Source organism: Moorena sp. SIO3B2, from assembly GCF_010692525.1.
GTDB classification, from domain to species: domain Bacteria; phylum Cyanobacteriota; class Cyanobacteriia; order Cyanobacteriales; family Coleofasciculaceae; genus Moorena; species Moorena producens.
In genome coordinates, this window is the sequence record NZ_JAAHHE010000010.1 from 104,452 (window position 1) to 114,956 (window position 10,505).

Sequence of the window (10,505 nt, forward strand, 5' to 3'; positions counted from 1 at the left end):
GAATTCACCATTCTGCCTTCTGCCTTCTGCCTTCACCATTCACCATTCTGCCTTCTGCCTTTACCATTCACCCTTCTGACAGACAACCTTCAACCGTTCAACCTTCAACCTTCAACTCTTGATCCTAATTTCTCCAATAACCGAGCAACCTTTTTTAAATCTTTATCACCTGGTCTTCGCTCTACACCACTGGATAGATCAATTCCACTGGGTTGCACCAAAGTGAGGGCATCTAAGACATTATCCGGTGTCAAGCCACCAGCTAGTAACCAAGGGATACTGGGACGAAATTCTTGTAGCCTTTGCCAGTCTAAGGTTTTACCAGTCCCCCCCAACATTTTTCGATGGTAAGCATCTAGTAATAGTGTATCTACACAACTTAAATAACTATGTGCTTGATTTAAACATTCTGAAGTTCTTATCCTTAACGCTTTAATAATTTCAATCTCTGGTAAAGCTTGGCGCAGCTTTTTGCAAAATTCTGGGGATTCATTACTATGCAGCTGAACGGCATTTATCCCTGACTCATCCACAATTTGACTGATTTCTTCCGTAGAGGTATTAGCAAACACACCAATGCGGTCAACTGATACGGACAAGTGGTTGACCACCCCTCGAATTTGCTGTGGTGTAACGTAACGAGGAGAGCCTGGTACACAAATAAACCCTAACGCTGTTGCTCCCAATTTTGCGATCGCATCTGCTTGTTCTGGTTTCGTAATGCCACAAATTTTTACACGCATTGTTACTTGTTACTTGTCCCTTGTTACTCGTTAATTTTAATTTTCCCTATTCCCTCCATATTTCCCGCTCAAAGCGCAGCATTTCCAGAGAGCAATCTCCATAAAGTGCTTCAATATGCTCCCAACAGCAGTCAATGGCAAAATCATTTAAATCTGCTGGCTCCACCCCATACATATCCTGAAATACCTCAGGTTCCACCCGACAGAAACGAGGTCGATGGGGATAAATACGACATTCACGGGTGGTGTGGTCGAAATTTATACACCATCCCCCCTCACCTACCATACTTAAATATAGCGCTAGCTCTTCTGGGAGAAGATATTCCTCTAATCCTGGACGCTCAGCTGGGTCAAGATGACAGCAAGCGCCACATTGCTTTACACAACTCCAAGTTGCCATAACTTTGAAAAAAGAGCTAAAAGCTTAAACTATATCTAGCTTAGCGAGTTTTCACCCGTGATAGGTGTGGTCAGGCTTGCCGTTGAGTTTTGTATATTTTTGTAAACTTACTTAAAAAAAGCAGATCATTACCCAGTAATATCTAAGGGATGGATTGTGATTAGTCACCATCGCCTTTGTTGGGTCAATTCTGGAGAACACATGTATTTAGCTTTTTTAGATTTTATAGGTAACATCGATTGGGTATTAATTGCTCAATTGACTATGCTGGCAGCTGTTGTGATTGCTGGTCCAGTGGTCATTTTCGCCCTATATGCTCTTAGAGGGGACCTTTAATCTAGGGTTGAAGGTGAGGCGGTTGTTCGCCCTTGGCGTTCGGTGTAGGGTAGGTGATGCAGTTGAAGGTTAGCCCGTTGAAGGTTGAAGGTTCGGCGTTGCTTAATAATGGAATGATTTTAAGAGTGAGGTGGAACCGGCATCTTGGTGGAACCGGCATCTTGCCGGTTATCAATATTTTCGGGCAGGCAGGATGCCCACCCTACTTCTATTCATTCCTTGATTCAGCAACGCCAAATTCTATAGGACGGCTTTTATCATCAAGTGCTTTCCAAAACAAATCAATATCATCGGTCTTGAAACGTTGTGCCATGCGATAAACCCCTGGTTCTATACCTTTTTCAGTCGTCGCAAGTTTGACCAAACCCAGGAGTTGCATTGTGACAATTGGATCAATATATTCTGTTTTTACGCCTTTCTCATGTTTAGCAAAAAAGTTGATCACAAAACCATCTGCTAACAGTACTAATCTTTTAGATTGACCATTAAATTGAATATCATAGACCGTACCAATATCATCATGAAAGGATTTGTGAATTGAAATATTCTTTTTGATCTGATGCCGAATCCATTCAACCAAACCAGAAACCCATGTACTAGATTCGACATCCTTTAAACCCATGCTCTTGATCAATTCAGGATAATCTTTTAGTTTAGCTACTAGAGAATCAGATGTTTCCGAAGAAGAAAGCACTTGATGAATGACTTGAGTCTCACTATCTGAAATAAAACACAACTTCTGCTCATAATATCTCTTGTACCAGATTAACTGTTGATGAATATCGATTGTATTTTCGGAAATAATTTCTAATAACTCGTCTAGAAAAACTATTGCCTTTCTAAATTCATAATCCTTCGATGAACCACTGGTAAGAATCAGTTCATCTACAAGATATCCGATATTTTTTCTAGTCAAAAACCCATTGATATCCAGCTCATCCAACACAAGGGAGCCGGTAACACCAATAATTGTATCAATGTGGTTTTGAATAAGGCGCGTTACTTTTCGGAAAGATAGTATTTGTTCAGGAACTAATAAGGTTACCTTTTTGAAGCAATTTTGCTTACTAAAGATTTGACTCATTCCTTGGCCATTGGGTAACAGTTCGATTTTCTCAGGGACATACCCATATTGCTGACGGATAGATTCCCATAAACCATTCAACGTATTTGTTTGATACCATAGCGTCTGCAAGGAAGATTCTGGGCTGGGGAAAGCATTAGTTATAACTAATTCATTAAAAGATTCGTACTTGGGAGAGGGTGAGAAAAATTCTAGCACCGATTTCTCAATCTTATCGCTATACAATTGAGGGTGACGCTCACCAAAAGGTAAATCGACAATCACTGGTAAACAGGTGTCTTCAACAATATATCTGCCCAAATTTAAATAATCAACTTTTGTGGCAGCATAGGGAAATCTTTGACTGTCAATTTCTCTAGAAAATGCTTGATCGACAATATCTACAGCAAAAACATGACTTGTACTATTTTGCATTTCTGTCAGTTCTTCAACCAATCGGGTTCCGATTGCACCATTACCTCCGATGACCGCTACTTTCCGTGTTTCAAATGTCGGCAATCCTAATCGGCCTAAAGCTGTTGAAGTTGAGTCAATAATTGCTTGTGAAACCCCTTTTGTTTCGAAAATTAGCTTGATGTCATCCCGTGCTGTAGAAAGCACAGGAAGCAAAGCTTTTCCTTGATAATATTCTATAGCGGCTCGGTCTCTTTTTTCCCCAGCAGTAGTTACTTCAACAGCACCAATAATAATATTTTTATCGACAGCATTCTTGAACAGAGAATGTAAACCATGATTTGGATCTTGATAAATTTGATAAATTAAAGGTACAGCATATCCTCCATCTTCATAAATCAACAGTTTTTTATTTTGTTTGATACATGTTTGAATGCAGCGAACGAGTTCCGTTTCAACTAACGCTGTCATTGCACTCATATAGTTTCGATTAACTTCCGATTTTTCATACAGGTTAACAAATAACTTTTCATCAGTATTTGGGAGAAAAGAGGACTGCTTAAAGTCAAACTTGTATTGCGTTGGCTTGATCGGGTGTTGAATCATACGTAAACATCGATAGGTTTGACCAGAAACATGATCTAACATCCTCATAATCGGCCAATTACTTTCACCATAGGGAATCCCAATAAATGCATCAATGTTAAACCCTAAGGCATCCAGGGTTTGTAAAGTCATGACAACTTCATGAGTCCGATGGTGAAGCACAAAGAGATGATAGGGGTTACTACGCTGAAGACTTAATTTTTCTGGTAAATTATCATAAACATTATGCTGAATTGGCATATTAATGCTTGATATTAACTCTTCAACTTGTTTGCTAACAGACGGTTCATTCTGGCTTATATAGATAAAAATATTAGCTGTTATTGTTGAAGAGGCTTGATCATAATGTATGCCTTTGACTTCCCATTTAATAAAAAAGGTTTGCTGATGTGAATCGTACTTCTTATGGACAACCAGGCAACCTGATTTTCCTGAAGTACCAGGGGTACAGATCACCTCAAATAGATCTTTAGGGAGGTCTTTCTTTAGATGATTATTCCCAATCTGATCAAAGAGGGTATTTAAAACCATTACACCAGAAGGAGTTCCTGGTTCTAAAACTTTTTGAAGTATACTGGGAGTTTAAAAAAATGCAATATCAATGTCTTCTTTTTTGGGAACAACACCTGAAATTGAGTCTGAACCAGACAACATAAATTGATGTTTATCTCTGATTACGAGTTTTTTATTTAAGGGAATAATACTATCACATTGATAGGCTTCGGCAGAAAGTTCTTCACATAAAAAATAAAGGTAGTAATTGCTGAGAGCTTGTTGAGCAACTAATGAATTGCGTTCCCGAACTTTAGCAGAGAGAATAGTTGCAATATTTTGGGTAATTTTATAACCAATATCAGGATCATCTTGATAGAGTCTGGCCAATGCGTCTTTTGAAAATCGTAATAATTTGGTGTCCTTTGAAGCACATATTGCTGAATTAGGAGAAGGATATTTATCAATTAAAGAGATTTCTCCCAAGGATGTTCCCTGAATTTTCTCCGCAATTTTTTTCATTCCAATTGTTCCTTCTTCCACATTTCCCTGCAAAGCTGGGTCGATCAAAATATCAACTTTGCCTTCTAGGACAACATAGAGATCGTGACTGTCTGTTCCTTCGTCAAAAATATGCTCACCATATTGATATTGCTTAATTTCACTAATTTCTAATATCCTTTGATGGGGGAGTAACTTGCTACCCCTCCGAGAGGCTGTTAGAGGAGGTAGCCTATATTGCTTATCACTTGCACTGGTCCTACGACCAGATTATGAGTCTGGATCATCAAGAAAGACAGCGCTGGGTGGCACAAGTGGCAAGTATTAATGAGAAGTTGAATGAGCAGATAATTGGGTAATGGGTAATGGGTAATGGGTAATGGGTAATGGGTAATGGGTAATGGGTAATGGGTAATAGGTAATAGGGAATAGGGAATAGGGAATAGAAAATAGGGAATAGGGACTTCGGAGCAGGGACTTCGGAGCAGGGAGCAGTGAAACAATTATGTGTACCTCATTTGCTAGTCGCAATCGCGCCGAAGCGTGAGGGACTAAGATCTGGCACCAGTACAAAAAAACTTAATAACGGCAGTGATAACAATCAATTTCAGTACTTAAAAAGTCAAATCTTATCACTGTTCCCTGTTCCCTATTTCCTGTTCCCTACCTTGACAGGTAAATTTTAAACTTGAATTGTAGGAGTGAATGATGGCAAGTTTAGCATCGGTTGTGCCTTTAGGAGCAAACGCGGCTTACGCTGGAGTAACTGGGGCGTTGGGAGCTCGCCTTGATCCCTACCAAGGCTTTAACTTCCTGATTGAAATTGAGGGGTTAGTGACTGGTGGGTTTATCGAAGTCAGGGGTCTAGAAAGTGAGATTGAACTAGAGGAGCGTCCTGAGGGAGGTCAGAATCGGTACGTTCATCAGCTACTAGGTCGAACCAAATATCCGAATTTGACCCTCAAACATGGTTTGACAGGTATTGACAGTTTGTGGACTTGGTATCAGGCCACTAGCCGGGGTGTAATTCGGCGCAAGAACGGCACAATTATGCTGCTAGACCGCCAACAGATACCAGCCATGTATTGGAATTTCAAGCAGGCTTTGCCAGTGAAGTGGACTGGTCCAGAGTTTAATGCCAGCAGCAATGAAATTGCTTTCGAGACCATTGAGTTAATTCACAAGGGGATTAGCAAACCACTTCTGAGTCAAGCACTATCTGGAGGACGAGCCGTTGCTGGACTAGCGGGAGCATTGTGATGGCATCTCAACCTCAGGTCAGTAACAATCAGACTTGGTCAGAGAGTCTCAACCCACAACTGACGAGGCGACTTCTGCGCCCAATCGTCAGCCCTGGTGTGATTGGTACTCAAGTCGCAGGGTCAATTATCTCCCGGGTCCAAGGGATGACCAACCAACTGCCCTTAATGGCTAAGTTGATTCAACGCCAGCATCGGTTAGAGGGTCAATCAGCAGAAGCAGTTCCTATCGTCTATGCTCAGCCAATCCGGCCAGCAGCAGAACCGGTAGAGACGGGACATGTTACTTCTCCAATTACCTCTACCAATGTGGCCTCTCGAACTAAAGTAACAGGAGAAGAACTACCTTTGAGATCAACTAGATTTCAGGTGGAAAAAGAAACCTCAGTACAAAAAAGTACAGGGTCAAATTCCCAGAAATCTACAGAAAACCCTACACCCCAAACTTCAAGTTCAATCCCCTCTGAAAGGGGCAAATCTGGGACAAAACCATTAATTGTCCAGGCAAAATTTGTCAACTCCACTAAGAGGAATTCCCGGAGAGTAGATTCTGATAACAAACCCCTAGTTTCTGGTCTTGAATCGTCTAGGGAAACTAGACTATCCTCTGACTTATCCTGGCCAGTTGTGCAAGCCAAACCCATAGACTTCTTGCAGAAGTCGGGAACAGGGAACAGGGAACAGGGAACAGTGGACAAGAATTTAGACAAACACTATCAGAAAACTACTTTACAGTCTAAGCGATCGCTAGGCAGTTCCGGAAACCTGACCCAGTCGCCAGTGATTCAACGCTCCCCAAAGCGATCGCTAATTAAAGAGATAGTTTCTAGCCCATCCCAGGGAAACCAGCCACTGATTCAACGCACTCCGGAGCGACCAGTGATCAAGGAGATAGTCAACAGCCCATCCCAGGGAAACCAGCCACTGATTCAACCCACCCCCGAGCGACCAGTGATCAAAGAGATAGTCAAGAGCCCATCCGAAGGAAACCAGCCACTGATTCAACGCTCCCCGGAGCGACCAGTGGTTAGAGAAATTTCAGGAAAAGATGGTTATCAATTATCTGCTCCCCTGATTTTTTCTGCCTCTGGGGTCAATAGAACGTCAGTTTCTGGCAACGGACTAGGAGTTAGTAGTGGCCCATCTATGGCTCATAATGGCTCTGGAGTTATCCAAAGAATGCCATCTGTCAACGGTGCATCAGTATCAACACCTGTATCAACTACTAGGTTACAGGCAAATACCGTGATTCAGAAAGCATCAGAAAATACTTCAGCCGCTACCACAAATAATCAGTCTGTGGAGGACATTGATGTTGATGAACTAGTAGACAAAGTACACCATAAACTGATGCAGCATCTGACCATAGAAAGTGAGCGGAGGGGATTAACACAATGGCATTAACAGGGTTTAAGAATCTAGCCCAAAAAACACTAAACCAAACCAAAGGATTAACAAGTAGCCTCTTCGGCGCAGAGTTAGATAAATTAACCATCCTCAAGGAGCAGCCAGGAAAAAGATGGCAGATGGTTTTTCCAGAAAACAAACCAATGCCTCTATTCAATCCTAATGAAATTCAAATTACCAAGACAACCCAATGGCGTCATGAAACTCTCAAAAACCGCGATCGCGGTGATACTAAATTTATTGGTGGGGATCCAGCAACCCTGACTCTCGACCTGTTTTTTGACACCTACGAGGGACTACCTGAGAGTATATCCGGGGGCGGCAGCTCTCCCCTCAAACGAGTTGCATCGGGAGCGGCAACAGCGGCTTCATCTTTAACTGGTGTGTATGGATTATCAGCACCCAATGCCGTAGATGTTCGAGAGTATACGAATAAGATTTTTGAGTTGACTCTGATTGACTCTGATTTAAAACGCCCCCCTGTATGTGAACTGTGGTGGGGGGCATTTAACCTGATTTTTAAGGGGTATCTCGGACAACTAACCCAGCGCTTTACTATGTTTACCCCTAATGGGATGCCAGTCAGGGCCGCTCTCAACTGTACTTTCCAGCAGTTCATCCCTGAAGAGGATGAGGAACGGGAAAAGCCCAGTTCTCTAGCACGGGATGACGACCCGATCCATGTTGTCCGACGTGGAGAAACCCTGAGCAGCATTGCGGGTGTTGAATATAATGACCCGAGCTTCTGGCGAGAGATTGCCAAGGCTAATGGGATTACTAATCCCCGTAACCTGACACCAGGTCAAGTTCTGACCATCCCGGTACTTAATCTAACCTAAAATTAACCATGCTCTCGACACCTCCTCAAGCTAGTACCAATAGCATCGCTACCTCAGTCCCTGGCTTCAGAATTCTGATCAGGGGACAACAGTTGCGGTCTGATGTGATGGCAGTAATTGTGGATGAAAACGTTAGTACTCCCACTATGTTTACGATCAAGCTTGCCAACTGGGATCAAGAAAATCAGGAGTGGATTGATCCGCAACTGTTTAAGCTAGGCAATGAGGTAACGATTTTTATGGGCTACGGGGGTAGTGGAGGGAAACTGCAAAAATTGATGATGGGTCAGATCACCGGTCTGGAACCAGAATTTGCCCATGGGGAAATTCCTCTGTTGACAGTGCGGGGCTACGACTACAGTCATCGATTGCTTCGGGGTTACAACACTCGCTCGTTTACTAAAAAGAAAGACAGCGATATCGCTAGAGATATTGCCAAAAAAGCGGGTCTAAAGTATGGGGGAGTAACCACAAAGCTGGTTTTGGACTATGTACTACAGCATAACCAAACAGATATGGAGTTTCTTCAGACCCGTGCTCAACGACTTGGTTATGAGGTTGTGGTTCAAGATAAAACATTATATTTTCAGCCCCATCAGGATAAATCCAAGTCAGTGTTGACTCTAGTTCAACGAAAGGATCTGCTCAGTTTTTCTTCCCGACTGACCAGCTTGACCCAGGTGGGACAGGTGGAGGTGCGCGGTTGGAACCCGAAGGACAAGAAAGCCTTCATTGGGCGATCCAACCCTGGTTTTAGTACTAACAAAAGCGGTGCTAAGGCTGTAGATCCGGCTTTGGGTAGTCGAAAAAAAACCAGCGAACGTTTGTATCGCCCTGTGTTTAGTAGAGAAGAAGCTGAGCAAATCGCTCAGGGGGGATTTAATAACATGGCTCTGGAATACATCAGTGGGGAGGGCTTGTGTGTCGGACGCTCTGACTTGCGAGCAGGTACCGTTATTACTATCCAAGGGGTGGGCAAACAGTTTAGTGGTGACTACTATGTGACCTCCACCACCCATACCTATTCCCATAAACGAGGTTATCGCACAGCATTTAAGGTTAGGAGGAATGGGACATCATGATCTTTTATAGGGAGATGGGGAGATGGGGAGGTGGGGAGGTGGGGAGATGGGGAGTGTGGGAGATCACGAAAGTATAGCGGTTTCTAGTCTAATCAGGTACACAGGATTTTTTCACTATTCCCTGTTCCCGATTCCCGATTCCCGATTCCCGACTCCCGATTCCCGATTCCCGATTCTAAATTCTAAATTCGCGCATTCTAAATTCCCGATTCCCGACTCCCGATTCCCGATTCCCGATTCCCGATTCTAAATTCGCGCATTCTAAATTCTAAATTTCCGATTCCCTATAAAACCCATAACTATCTACTTAACAAACTATCAATTATGACAAGCATCGATTTACTAACTAATTTGCTAGGTCCCCCTGAAATACGAGGTCGTTTCTATGGGGTGACTATGGGAATAGTGACTAACAATGGCGATGAGGAAAACTTAGGCCGAGTCAAGGTCAAGTTTCCTTGGCTCTCAGATGATGATGAAAGCTATTGGGCTAGGGTGTTAACTCCCATGGCTGGTAATGACCGTGGTATTTACTTTTTGCCGGAAGTTAACGATGAGGTGCTGGTAGCTTTTGAACAAGGTGATATCAATTTTCCCTATATCCTAGGGGGGTTATGGAATGGCAAAGATCAACCCCCTGAGTCTCCTGAAAAAGACAAAGAAGATAGTAAAAAAAAGACTATTAATAAGCGTACAATAAAATCCCGTAGTGGTCATATTATTCGCTTAGATGATACTAAGGATGAAGAAAAAGTTGAGGTTATTTCCCATAATAAACATACTATCCGTTTAGATGATACTAAGGAAAAAGGTAAAATTGAAGTAATTGCTCAAAGTGGTCATGCTATTCGCTTAGATGATACTAAAGGTAAAGAAAAAATTGAGGTGATTGATAAAACTGGCAAGAATAGTATCATTATTAATACCAAAGACAATTCAATTACCATTGAGTCTAAGGAAGGTAAACTTAAACTTGGTGGTAAGGGGATCGAAATTATTTCCGAGGAAGATATCAAAATTACTGCCAAGAATAACCTGGATATGAAGACAGATAAGTCATTTAAAGTTGATGCTAATGGTAGCAAAATTGAAACTAAGAAGGGGATGCATTTTAAAGCTAGTAAAGACGTGAAGATTACCGGTAATACGGTATCAATTAATTAAGCAATCAGCTTTCAGCAATCAGCTTTCAGCAATCAGCTTTCAGGAATCAGCTTTCAGGAATCAGCTTTCAGGAATCAGCTTTCAGCAATCAGCTATTAGCTTATACCTTAACTTCACAGCGTCGAAGCTTGTGCCACTCTACTTGAGGTGCTTTTGAATAAAATATAGCGCAAGGCAATAGGCAATAGCTGAATATAAT

Annotated in this window: 13 protein-coding genes; 8 read left to right on the top strand and 5 right to left on the bottom strand. The window is 42.2% G+C overall.

Going from position 1 to position 10,505, the window contains the following annotated elements; translation table 11 throughout:
• Positions 1 to 104: 104 nt before the first annotated feature.
• Positions 105 to 743 carry a phosphoribosylanthranilate isomerase gene (locus F6K38_RS04415; RefSeq protein WP_008178396.1) on the bottom strand — a complete coding sequence of 213 codons (639 nt, stop codon included), beginning with the start codon at positions 741 to 743 and terminating at the stop codon, positions 105 to 107.
• A gap of 46 nt (positions 744 to 789) precedes the next feature.
• Positions 790 to 1,143 (bottom strand): YkgJ family cysteine cluster protein, encoded by a 354-nt coding sequence (locus F6K38_RS04420; protein WP_008178398.1) that lies wholly within the window; start codon positions 1,141 to 1,143, stop codon positions 790 to 792.
• Between the two features lie 201 nt (positions 1,144 to 1,344).
• Between F6K38_RS04420 and psb30 the strand changes: the two genes are divergently transcribed.
• Positions 1,345 to 1,479, top strand: a complete 135-nt coding sequence (gene psb30 / locus F6K38_RS04425) for a photosystem II reaction center protein Ycf12/Psb30 (protein ID WP_008178400.1) — start codon at positions 1,345 to 1,347, stop codon at positions 1,477 to 1,479.
• A gap of 208 nt (positions 1,480 to 1,687) precedes the next feature.
• Here the strand turns inward: psb30 and F6K38_RS04430 are convergent, their stop codons facing one another.
• Complete coding sequence (locus tag F6K38_RS04430; protein WP_287356154.1) at positions 1,688 to 4,093, bottom strand: hypothetical protein; 2,406 nt, start codon at positions 4,091 to 4,093, stop codon at positions 1,688 to 1,690.
• Positions 4,094 to 4,144: 51 nt separating this feature from the next.
• The gene (locus tag F6K38_RS04435; protein ID WP_353737169.1) at positions 4,145 to 4,732 is read right to left on the bottom strand and encodes a Crp/Fnr family transcriptional regulator; all 588 of its coding nucleotides are present in this window, start codon (positions 4,730 to 4,732) and stop codon (positions 4,145 to 4,147) included.
• Between the two features lie 71 nt (positions 4,733 to 4,803).
• On the opposite strand from F6K38_RS04435, the gene F6K38_RS43225 reads away from it, so the two are divergent.
• Positions 4,804 to 4,914 carry a DUF6760 family protein gene (locus F6K38_RS43225; RefSeq protein WP_353737167.1) on the top strand — a complete coding sequence of 37 codons (111 nt, stop codon included), beginning with the start codon at positions 4,804 to 4,806 and terminating at the stop codon, positions 4,912 to 4,914.
• On the opposite strand, the gene F6K38_RS04440 is transcribed toward F6K38_RS43225, so the two are convergent.
• Positions 4,880 to 5,086, bottom strand: a complete 207-nt coding sequence (locus F6K38_RS04440) for a hypothetical protein (protein ID WP_287356156.1) — start codon at positions 5,084 to 5,086, stop codon at positions 4,880 to 4,882. The two genes, F6K38_RS43225 and F6K38_RS04440, sit on opposite strands and share 35 nt — an antisense overlap.
• 174 nt (positions 5,087 to 5,260) lie before the next feature.
• Here F6K38_RS04440 and F6K38_RS04445 point away from each other — a divergent pair, with 174 nt between their 5' ends.
• The 6 genes from F6K38_RS04445 (at position 5,261) to F6K38_RS04470 (ending at position 10,306) form a co-directional block, all read left to right on the top strand.
• Positions 5,261 to 5,815: a phage tail protein gene (locus tag F6K38_RS04445; RefSeq protein ID WP_229414482.1), complete on the top strand. Its 555-nt coding sequence runs from the start codon at positions 5,261 to 5,263 to the stop codon at positions 5,813 to 5,815.
• Positions 5,815 to 7,218: a hypothetical protein gene (locus F6K38_RS04450; RefSeq protein WP_287356158.1), complete on the top strand. Its 1,404-nt coding sequence runs from the start codon at positions 5,815 to 5,817 to the stop codon at positions 7,216 to 7,218. Before F6K38_RS04445 ends, F6K38_RS04450 begins: the two co-directional genes overlap by 1 nt.
• Positions 7,209 to 8,060 (top strand): CIS tube protein, encoded by an 852-nt coding sequence (locus tag F6K38_RS04455; RefSeq protein ID WP_008184143.1) that lies wholly within the window; start codon positions 7,209 to 7,211, stop codon positions 8,058 to 8,060. The genes F6K38_RS04450 and F6K38_RS04455 overlap by 10 nt, the downstream gene beginning before the upstream one ends.
• An 8-nt stretch (positions 8,061 to 8,068) precedes the next feature.
• A complete protein-coding gene (locus F6K38_RS04460) occupies positions 8,069 to 9,142 on the top strand; it encodes a phage late control D family protein (RefSeq protein WP_008184145.1) in 1,074 nt (357 codons plus the stop codon).
• Positions 9,143 to 9,164: 22 nt separating this feature from the next.
• Positions 9,165 to 9,392, top strand: coding sequence for a hypothetical protein (locus F6K38_RS04465; protein ID WP_154659780.1), 228 nt, complete (start codon positions 9,165 to 9,167; stop codon positions 9,390 to 9,392).
• 74 nt (positions 9,393 to 9,466) lie between these two features.
• The gene (locus F6K38_RS04470; protein WP_008184148.1) at positions 9,467 to 10,306 is read left to right on the top strand and encodes a phage baseplate assembly protein V; all 840 of its coding nucleotides are present in this window, start codon (positions 9,467 to 9,469) and stop codon (positions 10,304 to 10,306) included.
• The last annotated feature ends 199 nt before the right edge of the window (positions 10,307 to 10,505 follow it).

Excerpts from the sequence above, each read along its gene's own strand:
- F6K38_RS04415 (WP_008178396.1), bottom strand. The coding sequence starts at position 743 with ATGCGTGTAAAAATTTGTGGCATTACGAAACCAGAACAAGCAGATGCG.
- F6K38_RS04420 (WP_008178398.1), bottom strand. The coding sequence starts at position 1,143 with ATGGCAACTTGGAGTTGTGTAAAGCAATGTGGCGCTTGCTGTCATCTT.
- psb30 (WP_008178400.1), top strand. The coding sequence starts at position 1,345 with ATGTATTTAGCTTTTTTAGATTTTATAGGTAACATCGATTGGGTATTA.
- F6K38_RS04430 (WP_287356154.1), bottom strand. The coding sequence starts at position 4,093 with ATGGTTTTAAATACCCTCTTTGATCAGATTGGGAATAATCATCTAAAG.
- F6K38_RS04445 (WP_229414482.1), top strand. The coding sequence starts at position 5,261 with ATGATGGCAAGTTTAGCATCGGTTGTGCCTTTAGGAGCAAACGCGGCT.
- F6K38_RS04450 (WP_287356158.1), top strand. The coding sequence starts at position 5,815 with ATGGCATCTCAACCTCAGGTCAGTAACAATCAGACTTGGTCAGAGAGT.
- F6K38_RS04455 (WP_008184143.1), top strand. The coding sequence starts at position 7,209 with ATGGCATTAACAGGGTTTAAGAATCTAGCCCAAAAAACACTAAACCAA.
- F6K38_RS04460 (WP_008184145.1), top strand. The coding sequence starts at position 8,069 with ATGCTCTCGACACCTCCTCAAGCTAGTACCAATAGCATCGCTACCTCA.
- F6K38_RS04465 (WP_154659780.1), top strand. The coding sequence starts at position 9,165 with ATGGGGAGGTGGGGAGGTGGGGAGATGGGGAGTGTGGGAGATCACGAA.
- F6K38_RS04470 (WP_008184148.1), top strand. The coding sequence starts at position 9,467 with ATGACAAGCATCGATTTACTAACTAATTTGCTAGGTCCCCCTGAAATA.